23 protein-coding genes are annotated in these 22,640 nt (G+C 35.6%); 15 read left to right on the forward strand and 8 right to left on the reverse strand.

The genetic code is table 11. The annotated features are described in order from the left end of the window. Positions 1-59: 59 nt before the first annotated feature. Together FFWV33_RS03640 and FFWV33_RS03645 are read right to left on the reverse strand one after the other, a co-directional pair. Positions 60-635, reverse strand: coding sequence for an IS630 family transposase (locus FFWV33_RS03640; RefSeq protein ID WP_159085952.1), 576 nt, complete (start codon positions 633-635; stop codon positions 60-62). A gap of 22 nt (positions 636-657) precedes the next feature. Further along, complete coding sequence (locus FFWV33_RS03645) at positions 658-1,050, reverse strand: helix-turn-helix domain-containing protein (protein ID WP_108739144.1); 393 nt, start codon at positions 1,048-1,050, stop codon at positions 658-660. Between the two features lie 174 nt (positions 1,051-1,224). On the opposite strand from FFWV33_RS03645, the gene FFWV33_RS03650 reads away from it, so the two are divergent. Then, positions 1,225-1,608: a hypothetical protein gene (locus tag FFWV33_RS03650; protein WP_159085971.1), complete on the forward strand. Its 384-nt coding sequence runs from the start codon at positions 1,225-1,227 to the stop codon at positions 1,606-1,608. A 130-nt stretch (positions 1,609-1,738) separates the two neighbouring features. Beyond that, the gene (locus FFWV33_RS03655) at positions 1,739-2,701 is read left to right on the forward strand and encodes an IS30 family transposase (protein ID WP_108739654.1); all 963 of its coding nucleotides are present in this window, start codon (positions 1,739-1,741) and stop codon (positions 2,699-2,701) included. A 495-nt stretch (positions 2,702-3,196) separates the two neighbouring features. Here FFWV33_RS03655 and FFWV33_RS03660 read toward each other — a convergent pair whose 3' ends face one another. Then, a complete protein-coding gene (locus tag FFWV33_RS03660) occupies positions 3,197-4,057 on the reverse strand; it encodes an NAD(P)-dependent oxidoreductase (protein ID WP_108739655.1) in 861 nt (286 codons plus the stop codon). A 518-nt stretch (positions 4,058-4,575) separates the two neighbouring features. On the opposite strand from FFWV33_RS03660, the gene FFWV33_RS03665 reads away from it, so the two are divergent. Then, a complete protein-coding gene (locus tag FFWV33_RS03665) occupies positions 4,576-5,400 on the forward strand; it encodes an SDR family oxidoreductase (RefSeq protein ID WP_108739656.1) in 825 nt (274 codons plus the stop codon). Then, positions 5,400-6,344, forward strand: a complete 945-nt coding sequence (locus FFWV33_RS03670) for a DMT family transporter (RefSeq protein WP_108739657.1) — start codon at positions 5,400-5,402, stop codon at positions 6,342-6,344. The genes FFWV33_RS03665 and FFWV33_RS03670 overlap by 1 nt, the downstream gene beginning before the upstream one ends. 224 nt (positions 6,345-6,568) lie before the next feature. Here FFWV33_RS03670 and FFWV33_RS03675 read toward each other — a convergent pair whose 3' ends face one another. After that, positions 6,569-8,632, reverse strand: coding sequence for a M13 family metallopeptidase (locus tag FFWV33_RS03675; protein ID WP_108739658.1), 2,064 nt, complete (start codon positions 8,630-8,632; stop codon positions 6,569-6,571). Positions 8,633-8,763: 131 nt separating this feature from the next. Here FFWV33_RS03675 and FFWV33_RS03680 point away from each other — a divergent pair, with 131 nt between their 5' ends. The 4 genes from FFWV33_RS03680 (at position 8,764) to FFWV33_RS03695 (ending at position 12,175) form a co-directional block, all read left to right on the forward strand. Further along, on the forward strand, positions 8,764-9,441 hold the full coding sequence (locus FFWV33_RS03680) for an SCO family protein (protein WP_108739659.1): 678 nt from the start codon (positions 8,764-8,766) through the stop codon (positions 9,439-9,441). A gap of 155 nt (positions 9,442-9,596) precedes the next feature. Beyond that, the gene (locus FFWV33_RS03685) at positions 9,597-9,836 is read left to right on the forward strand and encodes a FeoA family protein (RefSeq protein ID WP_108739660.1); all 240 of its coding nucleotides are present in this window, start codon (positions 9,597-9,599) and stop codon (positions 9,834-9,836) included. Positions 9,837-9,940: 104 nt separating this feature from the next. Further along, positions 9,941-12,040: a ferrous iron transport protein B gene (feoB, locus tag FFWV33_RS03690; protein WP_108739661.1), complete on the forward strand. Its 2,100-nt coding sequence runs from the start codon at positions 9,941-9,943 to the stop codon at positions 12,038-12,040. Between the two features lie 6 nt (positions 12,041-12,046). Next, complete coding sequence (locus FFWV33_RS03695; RefSeq protein ID WP_108739662.1) at positions 12,047-12,175, forward strand: FeoB-associated Cys-rich membrane protein; 129 nt, start codon at positions 12,047-12,049, stop codon at positions 12,173-12,175. 131 nt (positions 12,176-12,306) lie between these two features. On the opposite strand, the gene FFWV33_RS03700 is transcribed toward FFWV33_RS03695, so the two are convergent. From FFWV33_RS03700 to FFWV33_RS03710, 3 genes are read right to left on the reverse strand one after another with little or no spacing between them, the layout of a single operon-like run. Then, the gene (locus FFWV33_RS03700) at positions 12,307-12,975 is read right to left on the reverse strand and encodes a hypothetical protein (protein WP_108739663.1); all 669 of its coding nucleotides are present in this window, start codon (positions 12,973-12,975) and stop codon (positions 12,307-12,309) included. Positions 12,976-13,030: 55 nt separating this feature from the next. Continuing rightward, positions 13,031-13,684, reverse strand: a complete 654-nt coding sequence (locus FFWV33_RS03705) for a metal-dependent transcriptional regulator (protein ID WP_108739664.1) — start codon at positions 13,682-13,684, stop codon at positions 13,031-13,033. A 42-nt stretch (positions 13,685-13,726) separates the two neighbouring features. Further along, a complete protein-coding gene (locus tag FFWV33_RS03710) occupies positions 13,727-15,598 on the reverse strand; it encodes an Nramp family divalent metal transporter (RefSeq protein WP_108739665.1) in 1,872 nt (623 codons plus the stop codon). Between the two features lie 363 nt (positions 15,599-15,961). Here FFWV33_RS03710 and FFWV33_RS03715 point away from each other — a divergent pair, with 363 nt between their 5' ends. Next, positions 15,962-16,768, forward strand: coding sequence for a 5'-nucleotidase, lipoprotein e(P4) family (locus tag FFWV33_RS03715; RefSeq protein WP_108739666.1), 807 nt, complete (start codon positions 15,962-15,964; stop codon positions 16,766-16,768). Positions 16,769-16,865: 97 nt separating this feature from the next. Here the strand turns inward: FFWV33_RS03715 and FFWV33_RS03720 are convergent, their stop codons facing one another. Continuing rightward, positions 16,866-17,249 (reverse strand): Fur family transcriptional regulator, encoded by a 384-nt coding sequence (locus FFWV33_RS03720; RefSeq protein ID WP_108739667.1) that lies wholly within the window; start codon positions 17,247-17,249, stop codon positions 16,866-16,868. A gap of 153 nt (positions 17,250-17,402) precedes the next feature. On the opposite strand from FFWV33_RS03720, the gene FFWV33_RS19730 reads away from it, so the two are divergent. The 6 genes from FFWV33_RS19730 (at position 17,403) to FFWV33_RS03750 (ending at position 22,489) form a co-directional block, all read left to right on the forward strand. After that, a complete protein-coding gene (locus FFWV33_RS19730) occupies positions 17,403-17,540 on the forward strand; it encodes a GTP-binding protein (RefSeq protein ID WP_108739668.1) in 138 nt (45 codons plus the stop codon). An 85-nt stretch (positions 17,541-17,625) separates the two neighbouring features. Further along, positions 17,626-18,282: a GTP cyclohydrolase I FolE gene (gene folE, locus FFWV33_RS03730; RefSeq protein WP_108739669.1), complete on the forward strand. Its 657-nt coding sequence runs from the start codon at positions 17,626-17,628 to the stop codon at positions 18,280-18,282. A 71-nt stretch (positions 18,283-18,353) separates the two neighbouring features. After that, positions 18,354-18,716, forward strand: a complete 363-nt coding sequence (locus FFWV33_RS03735) for a MerC domain-containing protein (RefSeq protein WP_108739670.1) — start codon at positions 18,354-18,356, stop codon at positions 18,714-18,716. Positions 18,717-19,033: 317 nt separating this feature from the next. Next, the gene (locus FFWV33_RS03740; RefSeq protein WP_108739671.1) at positions 19,034-19,381 is read left to right on the forward strand and encodes a hypothetical protein; all 348 of its coding nucleotides are present in this window, start codon (positions 19,034-19,036) and stop codon (positions 19,379-19,381) included. Positions 19,382-19,453: 72 nt separating this feature from the next. After that, positions 19,454-21,838 (forward strand): TonB-dependent receptor, encoded by a 2,385-nt coding sequence (locus FFWV33_RS03745; RefSeq protein WP_108739672.1) that lies wholly within the window; start codon positions 19,454-19,456, stop codon positions 21,836-21,838. A gap of 75 nt (positions 21,839-21,913) precedes the next feature. Further along, positions 21,914-22,489, forward strand: coding sequence for a type 1 periplasmic binding fold superfamily protein (locus FFWV33_RS03750; protein WP_108742441.1), 576 nt, complete (start codon positions 21,914-21,916; stop codon positions 22,487-22,489). Positions 22,490-22,640 lie beyond the last annotated feature (151 nt).

A 22,640-nucleotide genomic window follows, 5' to 3' on the forward strand; every position in this document is an offset into this window, starting at 1 on the left:
ATAATTCAACATATTAAATTTCTCGTGGTAAATCCTGGTGGTAGTAATTTAAGTAATGGTTAAAATTTAATGTCGTATTTTATTCCAAAATTAGTCAGGACAAAATTTAATTTTTCTTTGAGGTTTTCGAATGATTTATAAGCATCAAAATCTAACCATTGATATTTTATTCTCCGCCATAGAATTTCAATCAGGTTTAACTCTGGAGAATAAGGTGGCAAAAAGTAAATTAAAACATCTTTTTCTTTCCATTGTTCTATTTTAGCCATAAACTTCTTTGATTTGTGTATGGGAGAATTGTCAAGAATTACAATGGTTTTTTTAATGGTTTGTTCCACAAATCGATTCATAAAACTGATGATTCTATCTGAATTAAAGGTTGTTTCAAGTGTTTCGAAATAGAGTTTATTTTTACGGGTCATTAATCCAACTACATTCTGATATTTACCTTTAGCAGCGGGTAACAAAATTGGATTATCCTTTGTTTGCCAAGCATAAGGCACATTAGGAGAGAGTCCAAAATGACTTTGGTCTCCAAAATATAAATCAATATAACCGCTATCTTCCAAACTCTTTAATGTTTCTATCTGCTCTTGTTTAAATCTAAATTGTTCTTCGTTGCGTTTGCCTTTCAAAGAGAGTCTAGCTCTTTTCCACTTATAGCCCAGTAACTTTTAAAAAATTCTGCAAAGTCTTTTTGCAGATGACAATATTGTGTTGCTCCTCAAAGTAAATTAATACATTTTTTAAATTTCTATTGTGAAGTTCTAATTGCTTGGAAACTTCTTCCGTATAGTCTTTTAAAAGAGTTTTTGCTCCTCTTCCTTCTGATATAGCAAGAGAATCAACCCCAATACTAGCCCAACTATCAAACCAACGTTCAATCGTTCTGCGACTGACTTTAAAAATAGAAGCCAAGTCTTTAATCTTGTGTCTTTGATGTGATAAAACAAGGCATTGACTACGTTTCCTAACAGTATTATTAGGGCTATTTTGGTAAAGGTGCTCTAGTACCAAAACCTCTTCTTCTTTTAGTGTTACATATCTCATAATGAGATAAATATAGTAAATTTTTCATATATTAACAACAAAATACGACATTATTTTATTCTTATTACTTATTAACTTTCAGAATTTAAAAAAAAGATGAATAAAATATTTTTAACATTAAGTATGTTCGCAATATTGGGAATCAGTTGTGCAAATAAAATTAAAAACCCCAATATGGAAGTTAAAGTAAATACTGTAGGAAAATTAAATTCTAATGATTTCGATACAAAAAGTGGTACTTTCTATTCTATTAAAATAGATTTAGTAAATAATACTAATTCTCCTATTCATTTTTGGGTTATGTCTTGTTCTTGGCAAGATAATTTTGTATTTAATACTGATACAACATACTTTTACAGTCTAGGCTGCGATAGTAATTATCCTATTATTATGGAAATACTACCAAGGCATAAGTTAACTTTTAATGGTATTATTCATAGTAATGGTTATGTAAATTTGAATAAAAAAAATGATATAAAATTGGGATTTGTTCTAATTAATAAAAAAGAATATGATATTTTAAAAATGTCTGATTTTAGAGTTCTTAGATTCAAGTGATAAATGCAACACTCCTTATTTGTTTAAATAAAGCCTACTGATAAGTCTTGAAGATCTAGATCTTCAAGACTTATCAGTAGGCTACGAAAAAAATTTCTCTTATTTTTGGGTTACTAAGCACAAAAAAAAGATGTCACATTTAACGATTGAACAAAGATACGAAATTGCTACACTTCGTTCACAAGGATTTTCAATGAGTAAAATTGGAGGGTTTATAGGTAGAGATAAATCTGTAATTTCAAGAGAGCTATCCAGAAATTCCGATCAAAGAAATAATGTTTATAAAGCTAAATTAGCCCAAAGTAAGGCCAGTATTCGACAGCATGAAAAAGCTAAGAAAATACGCTTTACTGAACAGATAAAAGCACGTGTTATTCATCTTTTAGAAGAAGATTTCAGTCCTGAACAAATAGTAGGATATTGCAGTGATAAAAACTTTGAATGTGTTTCGATTGAAACAATTTATCAATTCATTTGGAGCGACAAAAAGAAAGGCGGACAACATTATAAGCACCTACGCACAAAAGGAAAGCGATATGCTAAAAGAGGGGCTTTAAAAGGCTCAAGAGGTATTATTAAAGATAGAGTTGGTATTGAAAACAGGCCGTTGGTTGTAGAAGAAAAGCAAAGAATTGGGGATTTAGAAATTGATTTGGTAATAGGTAAAAATCACAAAGGAGCTTTGTTAACAATAAATGACAGAGCATCAGGTGTGCTTAAAATGGCTAAAATAAACAGTAAGGAATCACAAGAAATTCAGGAGAAATTAATTGAATTATTAATGGATTGGAAGCCCATTTTGCACACCATTACATCTGATAATGGGAAAGAGTTCGCTAACCATAAAAAAGTATCTGAAATATTAGAAATCTCATACTTCTTTGCCAACCCATATTGTAGTTGGGAAAGAGGTGCTAATGAAAATTTAAATGGTTTAGTAAGACAATATTTTCCAAAAAAATATAACTTTGATTTAATAACAGAAGAAGAGGTTTTAAGAGTAACAAATAAATTAAATAACAGACCCAGAAAAAGATTTGGTTTTAAAAGTCCAAATGAAATTTTTGAGCAAAAACTTAAACAATGTGCATAAGGTTGCATTTGTTAATTGAATCCACCGTTGTTTTAATTACTAAGATTAAGAATCAAAAAGATATCATTTGGAGTGAACAGACGATACTGAATTAGAATCTTACCGCTCGGATATGCAGTAATTTATCTCTTGAACGGATAGAACCGACCGCTCGGATATGTAAAAAAATGCCTTTGCGTGGAAGCGCGGAATTACTTCGTCCGTTCGCTGTCGCTCGGGTGCATTCAGTGCCCACAAAGTTGAGCAAACATAACTAGCCCAATCACGCAGGCTTTCACGCAAACCTTCCCACAGCCATTTGCCTGTGCCCGTGAAGTTGCTCACATTTAGTAAAAGAAAGCTGTAACAAATAAAACAGCTACAACTTTCTTTGCTTGTAAAAATAGTAAGACCTTAAAATTGATTGCTTTTGGATTAGAGTTGTTGCAAACACAACTCCCTCACATATTAATACACTGCTAAATCAAAAATAATCAGATTTAAAATTTCTATTTATCACTTTAAGCTTTTTATAATCGCCATAACATCTTCCTCTCCAAAACCATCGTTTAGTGCTTTGCTGTAACTTGTAAGCAATGGCTGCGCCAATGGTGACGTTAAACCTGCCTCATTGGCTAGTTTTAAATCTTTGACAAGATGTTTAAGAGCAAACGCTGCCGGAAAAGAATCATTTAAAATTGCAGTCGATTTGATTTTTGTAATGCCATTTGCACAGGCACCTTCGTTTACAATTGCAAGCATATCTTCTTTACTCACACCATTGTTCTCTGCAAACAATACGGTTTCTGCCAGTCCTTGAAGATTAAGGCCTAAGAGGTAATTGATAGCTAATTTAGCCGAACTTGCTACTCCTGCTACCCCAACATAAATCGAAGTTTTACCAAGCGCCTCAAAAACAGGTTTTACTTGTTCATAAGCTTCTGGTTGACCTCCAACTATGATTACCAATGTCCCATCCTCTGCCGGTTTCACGCTGCCAGAAACGGGTGCATTTACAAAAGCAATTTGGTGTTCCTCGCACAGCCTTGCTAGATAACGGGAAGTATCGGGTGCAACGGTACTCATGTTAATAATGGTTTTTCCAGACCCACTTTTTGAGAACAAACCGCTAGTTTTTTCTTCGAATATCTCTTTTACGGCAGCATCGTTGGACAACATCGTCACTACGACATCACAGTTTTCTATAACTTCCTGCGGACTATTTGCAGAAGTTGCACCAGCCTCAATCAGCGGCGTTTCTTTATCTTTGGATCGATTGAACACGGTCACCTCAAAACCCGCCTTCAATAAATTGCGTACCATTGGATTGCCCATATTTCCTAGACCAATCCAACCTAATTTCAAATTTGTGCTCATCTTTATTCTGTTTTTTTAAAGGATATTATCGAATGCTAATTTAAATCTTTTAATTTGAACGCTACTCTTTTGAAAAGTTAGAATAATGCTAATAATGCTGTCTTTTATCTGTTTGAACGTCCTACTGCACTATCAAATTATCTAGAATTAAATTTATTTTTATATCTACTTAATCCTTTGATTGACTTGGAGTAACATTTTTTTAGCTATAATTTCTTCGATCTACATTTTAATATCATTCTAATTTGAGGTACCCAATTCGAAGAAAGAGCTTTGAAGATCTTTTGCCGTATTTCAAGATTATAAGATTGAACAACTAGGTTCATTCACTCGCTATTTAGATCATTTCATTAACAATCAACAACTTATCATTATTTCTACATAATAGTAACTCTTTCTAAACAACCCTTTCGATAAAAATAAAAAGGTAGTACCGATAGATTGTTATTAAATTAAGAACTTTTTATCGTTTGCTACCAAAATGGATTACTTTTGTAAGACTAAACAAAGCATTACAAATGACACAAATAAGTATTTTGGGCTGCGGATGGCTTGGGTTACCCTTGGCCAAATCCTTGAAACAAAAAGATTTTGACGTTAAAGGTTCTACAACCTCTACAGATAAAAAAGCAAGTCTAGAAACTGTAGGAATCAAACATTATGCTATTGCTCTAGAGACAAATACCGTTCAAGATTCTGTCCCCTCTTTTTTGGACGGAAGCGAAGTATTAATCATTGCTATTCCGCCAAAACTACGAGGAAAAAACAAAGACTATTCCGACGCCAATAAGAACTCATTTGTCAAAAAAATACAAAATTTAATTCCGTTTATCGAAAACTCTACTGTTGACAAAGTAGTGTTTATTAGTTCTACAGCCGTGTACGGAGAGGCGAACGCCACACTCGATGAAGATGCTGTCGCTATGCCCGTTACCGAAAGCGGTAAACAGTTGCTAGAAATCGAAAATATGTTACTAGCCAATACCAACTTGCAAACTACCATCATACGATTTGGCGGACTTATTGGACCTGATCGAAATCCTGCTCGCTTTTTGGCAGGAAAAGAAAATCTTCCTAATCCAGATGCAGCTGTAAACCTGATTCATTTAGACGATTGCATTGGAGTAATTGAAGCGATCATGGCACAAGAGTATTGGAATGCAGTTGTAAATGCAGTCGCGCCACAACACCCCTCAAGAAAAGAATACTACACTCAGAAGGCAATTCAAGAAGGGCTACAACCGCCTACTTTTGATGAAGAAACGCCCTCTATTGGTAAAATAATAGGGTCGAATATTTTGACACACAAACTACAATATTCATTTACCCAACCGCTACTATAGTGATTACAAAGATAAAAGACAACTTCAGCAATAGCCTCAAGTCGATAGGCTTACCCATCCTTGCCGTAATTTGGGTTGGCTTTTTTTGGGGTACAACTTGGATTGCGTCCAAGGAAGGTGTGCGCTACATGCCCGCTATACAAATGGTCGCCATCAGGCAATTTCTAGCAGGAAGCATTTATATCCTTTACTTTTTGACTACCAAAACACCTTGGCCCAAAGGCAAACAGTGGAAAACAATTTTAATTCTGGCGGTCTTAAATTTCACCATAAGCAACGGATTGAGTACAATAGGTGTGAAGTACATCAGCAGCGGTTTGGGCGCTATAATTTCGGCTGTTTTCCCCATTTGGATTGTGATAATTTCTTTTTTCAGAGGCGAAAGAATTGCTAAACTAGCCATTGCAGGCCTTTTGATTAGTTTTGGAGGAATCTGCATTATATTTTATGAACATTTGGCGGATTTTTTAATTCCAGACTTCAGACTCGGAATTTTTCTTTCGATCATAGCCACTATTACTTGGTCTTTTGGAACTTTATATGCCAAGAAAAAAGCAAGTTCTTATAGTCCATATTTCAGTTTAGGTTTTCAAATGTTTATTTCTAGCCTACTCCTATTCACCTACAACGGAATTACAGGTACTACCGTGAACATAACCGAAATACCAACAATAACTTGGTTTGCCATTGGGTATTTGGTCATTATAGGATCACTGGTCACCTTTACCATTTTCATTTATACCGTTCAAAAGCTTCCACCCGAGATTAGTAGCATTTATGTGTACATCAATCCAGTAGTTGCGATTTTGTTAGGATCGGTATTGTTTGATGAGCCACTCACTTTGTCCATCGCCATGGGAGGAGCTGTTACGTTGTCTGGACTCTTTATCGTCAACAAATCACTGCGAAAAACACGCGCTACGCAAAATACTTTGATAAAATAGTTTCGAAATTTCGACACAAATGCTACTTTATATTTTTTCATTTTCGAATAAAAACGGCTGCACGGCAAACATCTTTTTGTAGCTAGCAATAATTTGATACACCTCTTCTATTTTGTTGGATTAAACTGAAGTAATTTTGGGTTATTTGTAGCTAATTTAAAATTCTAATAAGCACAAAAAAACCCAAGCTTTCACTTGGGTTTTCAATACTATTCTATTTTTTATTACCAGATTTTAACTCTATTTTCTGGTGCTACATACATGGCGTCTGTTTTTTGGACATTGAAGGCTTTATAAAAAGCATCAACATTCAGCAAAGGAACATAAGCACGGTACATAGCAGGCGAATGTGGATCTGTTTTTACTTGGCTCTTGATCGCTTCGTCTCTAGATTTTGATCTCCATATTGTTGCCCAAGAGATAAAGAAACGTTGCTCTGGTGTATAACCATCAATCAAACCTGGATTTCCATTTTCTTTCAAATAGATTTGCAAACCATCATAAGCAGCGTTCACGCCACCCAAATCACCTATATTTTCACCTAGGGTAAACTTCCCGTCTACAAAAACACCTGGAAGAGGCTCTAGAGCACTATATTGATTTGCAAGTGCAGTAGTTAGAGCTGCAAATTGTTTCGAATCGTCTGCCGTCCACCAGTCAACTAGATTTCCGTCAGCATTGTATCTCGCACCCGAATCGTCAAATCCATGTGATATTTCGTGCCCAATTACAGCACCGATACCCCCATAATTCATAGCTTCGTCAGCTTTGTAATTATAAAAGGGAGGCTGTAAAATCGCTGCCGGAAATACAATTTCGTTATACGATGGATTGTAATATGCGTTTACCGTTTGCGGTGACATACCCCAACGTGTTTTGTCTACAGGTTTGTTCAAATCGTCTAGATCTTCTTCAAAACTCCATTTTTGTAGATTTTTACTATTATCGAAATAAGAAACTCCCTCGTCTGGACTACCGATTGTCAAGGCAGAATAATCCTTCCACTTATCAGGATATCCGATTTTGATTACCGATTTTTCTAATTTTTCAATTGCTTTTACTTTAGTTTCAGGTGACATCCAAGCCAATGCATTGATTCTATTTCTAAAAGCAATAAACACATTTTTGATCATCTTTTCGGCTTTGGCTTTCGCTTCTGCAGGGAATTTTTTCTCAACATACAATTTACCCAAGGCCTCGCCTATACGCCCATTGATTACTTGCAATGCACGCTCGTCACGAGGACGTTGCTTGATTGCTCCTGTTAATGTTTTTTCGTAAAAATCAAAGTTTGCATTCTCGATATCTGTTGTAAGTTGGGTCGTAGATTTGTTCAACAACGTCCAACGTAAATAAGCTTTCCAATCATTTACACGGCTTTTGTCCATAATTTGGGTCAAAGCAGTCATGTATTTGGGTTGTGATACGATTAAAGTATCTACTTTTTTCAATCCCATATCGCTCATATAACTGTTCCAATTCATGATTGGCGCCATTTTTTGTAAATCGGCAACGGTCATTGGATTGTATGATTTTCTGCGATCACGTCGTTCTACACGATCGAATCTTGGTGTTGACATTTCGATCTCCAAAGCCAAAATATGCGCAGCCTGTTTTTTGGCATTTGCTGGTTTTTCACCCAAGTACCCAAGCATTCTTTCGATATGCAAAAGGTATTTATCTCTTTTCTCTTTTGAATCTTTCTCATCTGAAACGTAATAATCACGATCAGGTAAACCTACAATTCCAGGTCCAACACTAATTACGTTTTTGTTACTGTTTTTGGCATCTGCTCCAATGTTTACATTCAAGAATCCAATACCACCCAAAGGTTGCATTTCGCTTAAAAAAGCCTGCAAATCTGCGACGTTTTTAATGTTATTAATTTTCTTTAAATACGGCTTCAATGGTGCAATACCAGCCTTGTTACGACCAATAGTGTCTAGAATCGAACGGTATAGATTGATTGCTTTTCCTTGATCTGTAGTCGAGGTGTACTTCGGGTTAGCAACAGCCTCTTTCAAAATAGCCAAAGCATCATCATCTGTTCTTTGTCTTAATTCGTCAAAACTTCCCCAACGGGTACGATCAGACGGAATCTCGGTTTTGTCAAGCCAAATACCATTTACAAATTTATTAAAATCGTCTCCTGGCTTTATTTTCAAGTCCAAACTAAGCTCAGAAGCTGCTTGATTGGGGACATCAGTTTTTGTTTGTGCCTCTGCAGACAGCGCCAATTGTGTTGTTACAGCAACTACAAAAAGCTTTTTTGCAAAATGTGTTTTCATTTTTAAGTGAAGTATTGAATTAGTAACTACAAATCTAACTAGAAATACCTTTCAAAATCATAAAATGTTCATAAACCATCGTTTATACGAATAAAACAAAAATTGATTTTGTATTTTTACAGAAAAAAAATATGCCCCCTTTTTTTCGCAAATACCGCATTTTTATTGCTGTTTTCGCCGTCTTTTCGGCCATAACTTTATTTTTATTTTATGGCGCACTCAAGCCCAAAAAGACCTTACCAATATACAACCCTGCAGATGTAAATCCTGAATTGGTAGACAGCACCGTGCAATATGTGAGCAAGTACCACACAATTGCTGACTTTTCGTTCATCAATCAAAATGGAGATACGATTACCCAAAAAAATTATGAAGGTAAGATCTACGTAGCCGATTTTTTCTTTACGACTTGCACCTCTATTTGTCCAAAGATGTCAACAAATATGACCGAAGTACAAAAAGCTATTTTGGATAATCCGAAAGTGTTATTGCTATCACATACTGTTTTTCCTGAAACCGATAGCGTTTCTGTTTTGAAAAAATACGCTATAAAATATGGTGTGAAAGATGAAAAATGGAACCTTGTTACCGGATCAAAAAAAGACATTTACACCATGGCACGAAAATCATATCTTGCTGTAAAAATGGGCAAACCAAACGAATTGCTTGATATGGTACACACAGAGAATTTTGTTCTCGTGGACGAAAAACGTCGCATCCGTGGGTTTTATGATGGTACTAAACAAGAAGACATTGAGCGCTTGATTACTGATATCAATTTCTTGAGCCACAATGAAGAGGAAGACTAGTATCACGTACCGCAAGTTGTTTTATGAGTAATAGCCCGCAAGCACCTTATTTTTATCACAATTATATCTGTAAGCAATGCTAAAAAATGACAAATGTCATTTGTATTCCTTTTATAATATGTACTTTTGCAATCTTAATTCAATCTAAATAAGACTTGCGTACCACGATCAATTCTCTCAAAAAAGGCGAAAAAGCCATAATCAAAGACTTTGACATTGATGTTATTCCGTTGAAATTACTCGAAATGGGTTGTTTGCCGGGTAATATGGTTCAGTTGTTACAAATCGCACCTTTTGGCGACCCTTTATATTTAGACATAAATGGTTCGCACTTAGCAATTAGAGTAGAAACAGCAGCAGAAATAGAGGTTGAATTGGTTCAAGTAAAACTTTAACAAAACGATTGGCACAGTTAGTTGGGAACCCAAACTAGCACAAAAACCTATTGGCCTTGGTTGGAGTTTATTGGACTAATATAAAAATTATAAGTAGTACAAAAATGATTAACGATAATATTAATGTTGCCCTGATAGGAAATCCAAACGTAGGGAAAACTTCGGTCTTCAATCAACTTACGGGATTAAACCAACAAGTGGGAAACTATCCTGGAATCACGGTCGAAAAAAAGATTGGGTTTTGCAAATTACCCAATAATGTCAAAGCAAACATCTTAGATTTACCAGGAACCTATAGCTTAAATGCCTCATCAATTGATGAAAACGTAGTCATTGAGTTGCTATTAAACAAAAACGACAAATTATACCCAGACGTCGCTCTTGTGGTGACTGATGTCGAGAATTTAAAACGAAACCTACTTCTTTTCACACAAATAAAAGACCTTGAAATTCCAACCATCCTAGTCATCAATATGGCCGACAGAATGGAACAAAAAGGGATCACACTAGACCTACCGTATCTTGAGGAGCAGTTGAAAACAAAAATCGCCCTCGTAAGCTCGCGTAAAGGGTTTGGTATAGACGAATTAAAAAAACTGATTACCACTTACAAAACCATTTCTAGCGAACCTTGTTTGAATGCTTCTGTAATTGATCCTGAGTATTTTGATAGTTTACGAAAAGCTTTTCCTAGTCAATTGCTGTACAAATTATGGCTCGTAATTACTCAAGATGTGAATTTTTTGAATTTGGAGCGAAAAGAAATCCAGAGTTCATTCACCAAATCACATACGGACCTAAAGCGTTTACAGCAGAAAGAAACCATTAAAAGATACCAATTTATCAATGATGTGCTCAAGGTAGCACTCAAAGTAGACATCTCCATTGCAAAAGATTTACGCAGTAAGATTGACCGAGTTTTAACGCACAAAGTATGGGGTTATGCCATCTTTTTTGCGATTTTGTTTATCATTTTTCAATCTATTTTTGAGTGGTCCAAAATTCCGATGGATTTTATTGACTCCTCATTTGCCTCATTGAGTTCTGCAGCAGCCAAACATTTACCAGAAGGTGTGTTTACTAGCTTACTATCCGAGGGGATTATTCCGGGAATTGGAGGAATCTTGATCTTTATCCCTCAAATTGCCTTCTTATTTTTGTTTATTTCGATACTAGAAGAAAGCGGGTACATGAGCCGCGTAGTCTTTTTGATGGACAAAATCATGCGTAAATTTGGATTGTCAGGTAAGAGTGTGGTACCCTTAATTTCTGGGACTGCCTGCGCAATACCGGCTATTATGGCAAGTCGAAATATCGAAAACTGGAAAGAACGTTTGATCACCATTCTAGTAACACCTTTTACAACTTGTTCGGCTCGATTGCCCGTGTACGCGATCATCATCGCCTTAGTAATTCCAGATGAATATGTATTTGGGTTCTTGAATTTGCAAGGACTGACCTTGATGTTATTGTACTTATTGGGATTTGGAATGGCAATATTCTCTGCTTATGTATTGAATAAAATCATGAAAATTAAGGGCAAAACCTTTTTTGTAGTCGAAATGCCAAACTACAAATTACCAATGTTCAAGAATGTAGCCATCAATGTGATCGAAAAAACGAAAGCTTTTGTTTTTGGAGCTGGTAAAATAATCTTGGCTATATCTATTATTTTATGGTTTTTGGCCTCATACGGACCCGGAAAAAACTTTAAAAACGCAGATAGCATTCTACGTTCGAAAACTGAAAACAGTACTATTAATGAAGCTGAACTAGAAAATAAGATTGCATCCTACAAATTAGAGAACTCCTATATTGGAATCATGGGAAAAGCTATTGAACCAGCAATATCACCCCTAGGATACGATTGGAAAATTGGTATAGCCATCATTAGCTCTTTTGCAGCTAGAGAAGTATTTGTGGGTACATTGGCCACGATTTACAGCGTAGGTGGATCTGACAATGAAGATACTATAAAAAATAAAATGGGTGCCGAAATCAATCCTATTACAGGTCAGAAGGTTTTTAACTTTGCCTCTGGTATTTCGTTACTCCTATTTTATGCCTTTGCCATGCAATGCGCAAGTACACTAGCGGTTACCCGTAAAGAAACCAACTCGTGGAAATGGCCGTTGGGTCAATTGATCTTCATGAGTGGGTTTGCCTATTTAGTCGCATTTATTGCTTTTCAATTTTTAAAATAAAAGATCATGCAAGAAATTTTAGCCTTTACCGCTCTAGCAATAGCAGTTGGTTTTATTGCCAAGAAATATTTCTGGAAGAAGAAAAAGAACAGCAAAAACAACTGTGGTAGTGATACCGATTGTGGTTGTCACTAATTTTTTAACAACAAAAAAGCCGTAAACAAATCAATTAAGATTTGGTTTACGGCTTTTTTTATGGGCAAAAAGGCGATCGTACTAATTAAGGCAATTGCATCAAAACTACTGATCCTCTTACCCTATTCTATTTAATTATTGAAAAGTGCTTTTTGACTTTGCAAATCAATTACTTTTTGACGTTGCTTTTCAATATCTCCAGTTTTAGATTCTAACATTTTGATGTTGTCCTGAATCGTATTTTCATTCTTTGCGATCAAATCTTTGGCTTTTTCAATATCCTTAGCTGCTTTTTCATTTTCTTTCGCTAAGTCTTTTTTATTGTCTTCCAATTTTTCAAGCGCTTTGTTTTCGTCTTTCAACAATTCATCCATGTGATTTTCAGATGCTTTATTTCCAATCTTCTTTACTAAGTCCATAGCATAAGCAAACTTCTCAGGACTATAGGCTTTATCCAAAAATCGACCACCTAAATTAAAGAAAGCGGTATATTTATAACCATTATCTATTTTTTCAACCACTTGATGAATGTCGATCGTGTTAGTGCTAATTTCGCTAATTAAAGCATCATCTATAAAAGTTTCATTTGAGCGCTTAATCTTTCTAAGTTTACCTTTGTATTGCTTTGTAATGTCTTTTACGGCATCTTCAATATCATCATCTGAAACGTGTGGAATAAATATACTAATTCCGGTTTGAGTTCCCTTACTCATTGTTTCAGTTACTTCTGTGGGGTTAGCAACTTGCGAAAAACCTAAGCTGTAAGCAAATAGTGCTACTAATACAAATTTGTATTTCATTTTAATTATTTTTAGTTATTGTACTATACAAGGTACAAAAAAGAACGCAGAATAGCTAATTAAGTTTCATGAAAATATTACTCGCAATTTTATTCGAAATAGACAATACAGTACCGTCTACGTTTATTTTGACAGACAAATCAAAGGATTCTTTGTCCAAGAATTCAATCTGTGAACCCAAGGATATTTGCTGCTTGTCAAGGTATTTTAAAAAATCTGAAGAGGTATCTTTCACGCCTACGCACATGCCCTTCTGACCCACAAGCAAATCTGACAAAAGCTGCTTGTCTACCTTTTGAATGGCACCATTTTTATCTGGAATAGCATCACCATGAGGATCTTCGGTTGGGTTACCTAAAAAATCATCCAATTTGTTAATCAATTTCTCTGACTTAATGTGTTCCAATTGTTCGGCGATATCATGCACTTCATCCCAGGAAAAGTCTAGTTTTTCGACCAAAAACACCTCCCAAAGTCGGTGTTTGCGCACAATCATTTTGGCTGCCAAACTTCCTTGACCGGTCAAAGAAACTCCTTGGTATTTTTTGTAATTTACCAAACCTTTTTCTGCCAATTTTTTAATCATATCGGTGACCGAAGACGCCTTGGTCTCCATCATTTCAGCAATGGCATTGGTGCTCACATCACTGCTTGACACTGTGGTTAAATGGTAAATGGCTTTGAGATAATTTTCTTCTGAATGCGTCATGCGGGAAATTTGAGGGTTTGTTACTTTAATACGAGAACGGAATTATTGCTTTACAATAAATAACGGAATAGAAATTTTATGTCGAATATGATCCACAGTTGTACCAAAGAGTAAATCTTTTAATCCTGTATGGCCGTGTGTACCCATAACCAGAACATCAAATTTTCCTTGATTTATAAGCACAGGAATCACTTTGTCTGGCAGTCCAAAACCTAATTTGGTGGTGACTTTAAATCCTTTCTCTTTTAAAATAGATTCATACTCCAACAGTAATTTTTCGTCTACCGTGGTTTCGTGATCATCGGCATCATCACCAAACATGTGAGCGCCTACCGTTTCAACCACGTGGATTAAGGTATATTCGGCCTCTTTTCCACCCAATTCAAAGGCATTATTTAGTGCCACTTCATCGGCAGTAGTAAAATCAACTGTAACGGCAATGTTCTTTTTCGAATAGGTTTGACCTTTCGGAAATTGCAATTTCAAGTGGTGCGGAGAATGATTATGAATCGTTCTATTTGATTTATCGAAAAAAGGTTTAAAAACGATATAGAGTAGTAAAATTAAGAAAGCAAATGCCAAAGGCACCACTGTAAGCCAAAGTATCAAAGGATTTTCAGCAGATTCAAGCCAACCATTAATTTCGTCAAAAACCAATTTACCATTCAAGATCACAATAATGCTCGCCACAATCCAAGAGGCAATTTGTGTCACTCTGCTAATATGAAAACCTTTCATCTTTGTTTTATCACTCACAAAATGAATTAACGGAATAATAGCAAATCCTAATTGTAAACTCAAAACCACTTGACTAAAAATCAACAATTTACCCGTTACTCCTTCACCAAAAATAGTGATCACTACAACAGCAGGAACAATGGCAATCAAGCGCGTAATGATGCGTCGTACCCAAGGTTGAATTCGTAAATTTAGATAGCCTTCCATAATTATCTGTCCCGCTAATGTACCGGTAATGGTAGAACTTTGCCCAGCGGCAATCAATGCAACGGCGAACAAAATTGGCGCCCATTTGGTACCCAAAAGCGGTTGTAAAAATCTGTGTGCATCTTGAATTTCGGCAACGTTATGCATACCAACTTTATAAAATGTAGCGGCGGCCAAAATCAAAATGGCGGCATTGACAAAAAAGGCAAGGTTCAATGCAATAGTCGAATCAATAAAATTATATTTTAAAGCCTGCTTGATTCCTGCTTTCGATCGGTCAAATTTTCGGGTTTGCACCAATGAGGAGTGCAAATATAGATTGTGAGGCATTACGGTAGCTCCAATAATACCAATGGCAATGTACAAAGCAGTTTCGTTAGGCATGGTCGGGATCAATCCTAAAATTACTTTGTCCATTTCGGGTTGAGCAAAAATCATTTCGAAAATAAACGAAACCCCAATTACAGTTACCAAAGCGATAATGAAGGCTTCCATTTTTCGAATCCCTTTATTAATCAAAAATAATAGTAAAAAAGTATCCAAAACAGTAATCATCACCCCTTGAATCAACGGAATATCAAATAACAAATTGATACCAATTGCCATTCCGAGCACTTCGGCCAAGTCACAAGCTGCTATGGCAATTTCGGCCAAAAAGTATAAAATATAATTGATGAATGGCGAATAGGTCTCACGTGAGGCCTGCGCAAGATCGCGTTGCGTAACGATACCCAAACGTGCGCTCAGACTTTGCAACAACAAAGCCATCATATTACTCATTAGTAGTACCCATAATAACGAATAACCAAATTGGCTACCTCCGGCAATATCTGTGGCCCAATTTCCGGGGTCCATATAACCCACACTAATCAGGTAAGCGGGACCAAAAAAGGCCAATATTTTTTTAAAAACCGATTTTTTATTCTCTGTCGAAACCGATTCGTTTACTTCTTCTAAGGACTTGCTCATTACTAACTGTTTGCAACAAATATATGCAATAAAGTATTACAGCCAAAAAATATATTTAGACTAAGCTAAAAAATAAACGGCAGTTTAAGAAGAATATAACTGAGCTAACAGAAAAAATTTGACCCAAGATTAACAATTCTTAGCTTCAATAAGCAAAAGAACAATCCTATATTTGCAGAAATTAATCTGTATTCGAATGCGTCTCAATCGAATTTGATTGCCTTTGAAAAACATCTAAAAGTGCACAAACTAGTAATCGACAGCGCAAACACAAATAAAAAAATAATTTTGCTCGAATAAAAAAAGCAATACGACCTGCCTCAAAACAGTGAAGTAGGCTAGAAAAAACAAATACAACTCCCTATGAAAATGAAACTTTGTCTACGCAAATCAATTTGTCTATTGCTCTTAGCAGCTAGTATCCCCAATGTAATGGCACAAGAGGTTGCGCCAAAAAATGACGAAAGCCAAGTAAAAGTCTACTCTATCTTATGGCAACAAACAGCCGCAGAATATAGAGCTTTGTGTTACCAAGCCTTTAATTTGGCTAGTTTGAGAATAAATGATATTCCGAGAAGACAATTGCGAAAAGGCAATCTTGCTATTGTAACTGATCTTGACGAAACCATACTAGACAATAGTTATGTTGGCGCTCAATTAATCAAAGAAAATAAGCAAATGAACGGTGCCGAATGGGACCGATGGACAGCAGCATCAAAAGTAACGGCACTACCAGGAGCAGTTGAGTTCTTGAAAGAAGCAGCCAAAAAAGGAATAACCATTTTTTATATTTCAAACAGAGAAACTAGTGCTATACAAAGCACCTTGATAGACCTGAAACGTCTAGGATTGCCTAACGCAGACGAAGCACATTGTTTGTTTAAATCGACTACCTCATCAAAAGAAGTTCGTAGAAATGTAGTTGAGAAAGACTATAAAATCGTGATGTTAATGGGAGACAACCTAACCGACTTCAGTACTGCTTTCGAAAAAAATAGTATTCAAGACCGATTTGACAAAACCGATTTGGACCGCAAGCAATGGGGTGACAAATTTATCGTACTACCGAACTGTAATTATGGTGAATGGGAAAATGCGTTGTATGATTACCAAAGAAAAACTGATGCAGAAAAAGCACAAATGAGACTCAACCTTTTAAAAGGATATTAAAAAAGTCTCTCTAGCTTATCGCTTTTTATAGAAAAACCCGAAATCGTACAATCGATTTCGGGTTTTTTATTTTGATTTATGTAAAGGCATGGCTTTTTTAGGAGCAATTAGGACACAGGCCAGTAAGTGTAAAATTAACCTCCTTAACCAAATATTTTTCTGGTATAGAAAATTTTGGTTCCACCGAATCCAAACAAGTAACCGATTGGCATTTTTCACAGTTAAAGTGAACATGGTTGTGTGTGTGATGCTGATGGTCATGCGTGTGATGACAACTCGCGTACTTAACCGTACCATCTGGGGTAGCAATTTTATGAATCACATCTTCATTAACCAAACGATCAAGAATTCTATAAATGGTAACTCTATCACATAAATCGACCGTCAATTTTTGAATTTCACTATGTGACAACGCCACTTTTGATTGCGTTAATAGGTCTAAAATAGCAGCTTTTGAGGCTGTATTACGAGTTGTTTTCATAATTATAAAAATAATAACGCAATATTGTTGCGTTTAAATAAATACCCAGTATATTTGCAACAAAATTGCAATAGGCAAATATACAAGAAAACAAAGGATTGACCAAGATTCTAATCTGAAACTGCATATTATACCACCGACACAAAAACAGTAATGCCAAAGTCTAGCAAAATAAATGTTTATATCATTACCGGATTTCTTACCTCCGGAAAAACGACCCTTTTAAACCATTTGTTACAGCAATTTTCTGCCGAAACAAATGTAGTGATTGGTACGAACTGCAATTATTAAGAAACCAATGAGGTTTCAGTAAAATAATTTTTAAAAAAATAGCAGAATACATTATACCACAACACTCAAAATTTACACATCAATTATGGAAGATTTAAACAAACTACATCAAGAACAAATAGGCGATCATCACATCGGCACCTCAGCAGAAACACCATTAAGAGCGGATGCTTTCTTGATGCCAGACAATCAAAAAATTGAAGCCATAGCCGAACATTACCATAAAATAATGGAAATTTTAGGACTCGACTTAACCGATGATAGTTTGAGCGGAACACCCTATCGAGTAGGTAAAATGTATGTAAAAGAATTATTTTCGGGCTTGGATCCAAAAAACAAACCCAAAATTTCGGTATTTGACAATAAATACGAATACAACAAGATGTTGGTCGAAAGCCAAATTACCTTCAATTCCTCTTGTGAGCATCATTTTTTACCCATCGTGGGCGTGGCGCACATTGGGTATATCTCATCCGGAAAAGTTATTGGACTTTCGAAAATGAATCGCATTGTGGATTACTACGGAAGACGTCCTCAGGTACAGGAACGAATGACTATTCAGATTTTTAACGAACTAAAAGCTGCGCTACAAACCGATGATGTGATTGTAGTTGTAGAAGCCGAGCATTTATGTGTTTCAAGCCGTGGTGTAAATGACAAATCAAGCAAAACAACCACTTTGGAGTATGGCGGAAAATTTGAAGACGACCAAATAAGAAATGATTTTTTTAAAATGATCTAAAGATTTCCTTGAAATAATGTAACACCCTTTACCCTAAAGACAATTATTATTTCTTCAACACTATTTTACAAATGAAAAATCCAGCTACAAAAAAATCAACCGCCACTTTTGATATTTTAGGCATCTCAACAGCCACTTTATGCTTAATCCATTGCATGATTTTCCCTTTGCTTACAATACTCCCAATTGGATTATCAGACAATTGTATCATCGATGTCCTATTCGCGATGATTGGATTAGTAATTGTTTCAAAAATAGTGATGAGTAATGCTAGCAAGCAGATCAAAATAATTTTAGCTACCTCTATGTTACTCGTTGTTACCAATGTCGTACTTGAAGCAATCTTTGATATTCATTCGGTCCTACTTTTTATCGGTGGATTTGGAATGATCATTGGTCACTTTTTAAACTTCAAAGCACATAGGAATACGTAAAAAATCACTGACTCAACGACCTAGATTTTTGAAATGATAAATAAACATTTGTGTACCGTCAATGAAATTATATTTTCAAAAATGATTTTTATCGAAAACAACTAGTACTTAACTATTGAAAAGAATTAATTAAGTCACTCTATTTAAACATAATAGCACCAGAATTAAGCGTAAATGCAACAATTTATCATCAATCACAAACGCAACAATGTTGTAATTAGGAATTGTTTTGTATATTCGCAACATAATTGCATTAAAGTAGAAGGCAAATTAAATTTTCTTTCTTAATCAAGCATAAATAATCTTCGTTTTCGAAAATGAAAAAAAAAGCATCCATAATACATGTATTTTTATCTCTAGCAGTATTGTTCGCAATAGTGCTTCAGAACGTACATGCCTATGAGCATCATTTTCAGAAAAACACAGTACAATTAGTAAAAAGTAATGCTTCAACCAGCAAGTCAATGATTAGCGATAGTCATGATTTTGTTGAAAAATGTAGTCTTTGCGATTTTCATTTTAGCACTTTTACAGCGATCAACTTTAGTGCTATCGAATATTTAACCGCTACAAAAACGGTTTATTCAGTAGCTTTTTATCGTCAGCTATTCCCTTCTGTTTTTAATGGAAGCTTCTTTTCACTTCGAGCACCTCCTTCTTTTTAAACGATTAAAATAAAAAAAGCATGCTAATTTTTTAGTGTGGCTTTCCTTCATTTTACCTTTTAAAAAACCATAATGTCCAAGAAAAAGCATGTTTTTTTCTGGCTTGTGCTGTTTTGCAGTAGCATCTATTCGCAAAATAACATCAGCGGAAAAATCATTTCCGAAAAGCGAATCAACTCCGCCAACACACACATTCATATTAATAACAAAGTCATAAGTAGCAATTCGTCTGGTCAGTTCCAAGCGAATGATTTACCTAGTGGTTCTACAAAGATCTTTGTATCTCATGCTGGTTACCAGCCAATAGACACGGTGATTCAGCTACAATCTGATCTGAAAATTGATTTTAAATTAAAGCCGAGTACTACTGCGCTTGATGAGGTGGTGATTCAGCAAAAAAATAAAAATAGCACAACATCGGTTGTCGCACAACAGTTGAAGTTGGCTACTATTGAAAAATATAGCAACCAAACCTTGGGCGATGCACTGAAAGAAATTGCAGGTGTAGCAACACTCAAAAGCGGTAATTCTATTGTAAAACCCATCATCAACGGCCTATATGGCAGTAGAGTTCCTGTGATTTATAACAATGTAAGACTCGAGGACCAACAATGGGGAATGGAACACGATCCAAATATTGACATCAATACAGCAAACAAAATTACGGTAATCAAAGGTTCATCCGGTTTACAATATGGTGGTGATGCCATTGGTGGCCTTGTGATTATTGAACCCTTGACCGTAAAAAAAGATACTTTGTTTGGTAGAACCATTATCAATTATGACAGCAATGGCAAAGGAGGATCTGTGACCACGAGTCTGCACCAAGGGAACGATTTGGGACTGAGTTGGAATGCTACAGGTACCTACAAGTACTTGGGTGACAAGCAAGCGCCAGACTATAATTTATCTAACACAGGTACTCGCAACGCCCATTTTTCGGGAGATTTAAAATACAGTGCTGCAAAGTTTAACAGCTCGCTTTTGTACAGTTATTACAATGCTACGATTGGGATCTTGAGCGCATCGCATACAGGTAACGTGAATGATTTGTACAATTCGATCACAAACAAAATACCTTCTGTAATAAATGATTTTACATATAACATCAATAATCCTAAACAAAAAGTAAAACATCAAATCGTCAAATTTAATTCGAATTATTATTTCGATAATGCATCGTTTTTGTCTTTGCAATATGATTTTCAATCGAATAATCGATTAGAGTATGATGTGCGTCGTGGTGATTTCAACGACATTGCTGCACTCGATTTAGATCTAAAAACCCATACATTAGCTATTGATTATACCAAAAACACCCACGATTGGCTGATAAAAACTGGAGTAAGAACTGCGATTCAAAACAATTATGCCAATCCTGCAACCGGTATTCGACCTTTAATTCCCAATTATGATAAATTGGATTTGGGAATTTATGGAATAGCAAGCTATCGGTTTTCGGACCGTTTTAGTATCGATGGAGGTATTCGAAACGACTACACCAAAATTGACGCTTCCAAATTTTACCTCAAATCGCGTTGGGAAGAAAGAGGGTATGACGAACAATTTTCTGAATTTATTGCAGGTGATTTTAGCACACAATGGCTTACCAAACCTTCGTTTACTTTTAATTCTGTTTCTGCCAACATAGGTACACATATAGCAACGGCAGCAAAATGGGAACTGTTCTCGAACCTGAGTTTTGCTTCTAGAAATCCAAATCCGTCAGAATTCTTTAGCGATGGCTTACATCATTCGACTGGAGTGATTGAATTGGGTGATTTGAATTTAAAGAAAGAACAAGCCACCAAATTATCTGTAGCCGCAAAGAAACAATTCAATCGATTCTCTTTCGAATTAAATCCTTACCTCAACAGCATTAAAGACTATATATTTTTGAAACCAACCGGTTTTGAAACCACCATAAGAGGTGCATTTCCGGTTTATGAATACCAGCAAACCAATGCTGTACTAGCAGGAGTTGATCTTCAAACTGTTTGGGAAATCAACAACAAATGGGCGCATAGTTTGCGACTCTCCTACGTAAGCGGGCGCGACAAGCAAGCAAACGAACCGTTGATCGACATGCCTCCGTTGCAAATTAACAACAAAATTACTTTTTCAAAAAAAGAATGGAATTCCCTGAGACTAGAACTTCAAAGCGAACTAGTTTTTAGACAAACGCAATTTCCAGACAACAATTTTTATACTCAAATTATAAAGGACAATGAGCTCGTTTCTGTTTTAGTAGACACAAGTACGCCTCCTGCAGGTTATCAATTATTTCATTTTTATTCGGAAATGAAGTTTAAGACCTTTAAAAAAGCTACGACCACAGTGGCATTTTCGATACAAAATATATTCAATGTTTCATACAGAGACTACTCAAACCGTCAACGCTTTTTTACCGATGAAGTAGGTCGAAGCATTCAATTACAACTCAAATTCAATTATTAAATCAATTATACCATGAAAATCAATTCAAACACTCAAACAATGACAACGACAATGAAAAATTCTCAAAAATCGACAATGAAAAATTTCAAAACTTTAGCGCTTGCTGTTTTAGCGACATTAACCATTTCGTCTTGTAGTAACGATGATGAACCAGTTCCTGTAAACGAAGAAGAATTAATCACGACTGTTACAGCAATTTACACTCCAGTTGGTGGCGGAACAGCAATTACATTGCAATACAAAGATCTTGATGGCGAAGGTGCTAATGCTCCTGTAATTACAGTATCTGGTCCTTTTGCAAAAAACACGACTTATAATGGGGCGGTAACTTTCAAAAATGAATTAGCCAATCCAGTTGATGATATTACGCTAGAAATTATTGAAGAAGGTGTTGATCACCAATTATTTTATCAAAAAACTGGAACGTTAAATGCATTTACTTACGGAACTGCAACTAGCAATTTTGATGCAAACGGAAAACCAGTAGGACTGCAATCTGTTTTTACAGCTACCAATGCAGCTGCAGGAAACTTGACAATTACCTTGAGACATGAACCAAACAAAAGCGCAACCAATGTTGTTACTGGTGACATCACCAACGCAGGAGGTTCTACTGATGCCGAAGTTACTTTTGCTATTACTGTTCAATAATCAATCACCAATTTTATAACTTAAAAAATGAAACACAAATTCTACAAACTATTATTTTTATCTGGATACGAAAGTAGTGCAAGTCATTAAAATTTTGAAGCTTCACAAGGCCTATTAAAACCTTTCTACGCTTCATTTTTCACACTATTAA

This window comes from Flavobacterium faecale (assembly GCF_003076455.1).
Taxonomy (GTDB): domain Bacteria; phylum Bacteroidota; class Bacteroidia; order Flavobacteriales; family Flavobacteriaceae; genus Flavobacterium; species Flavobacterium faecale.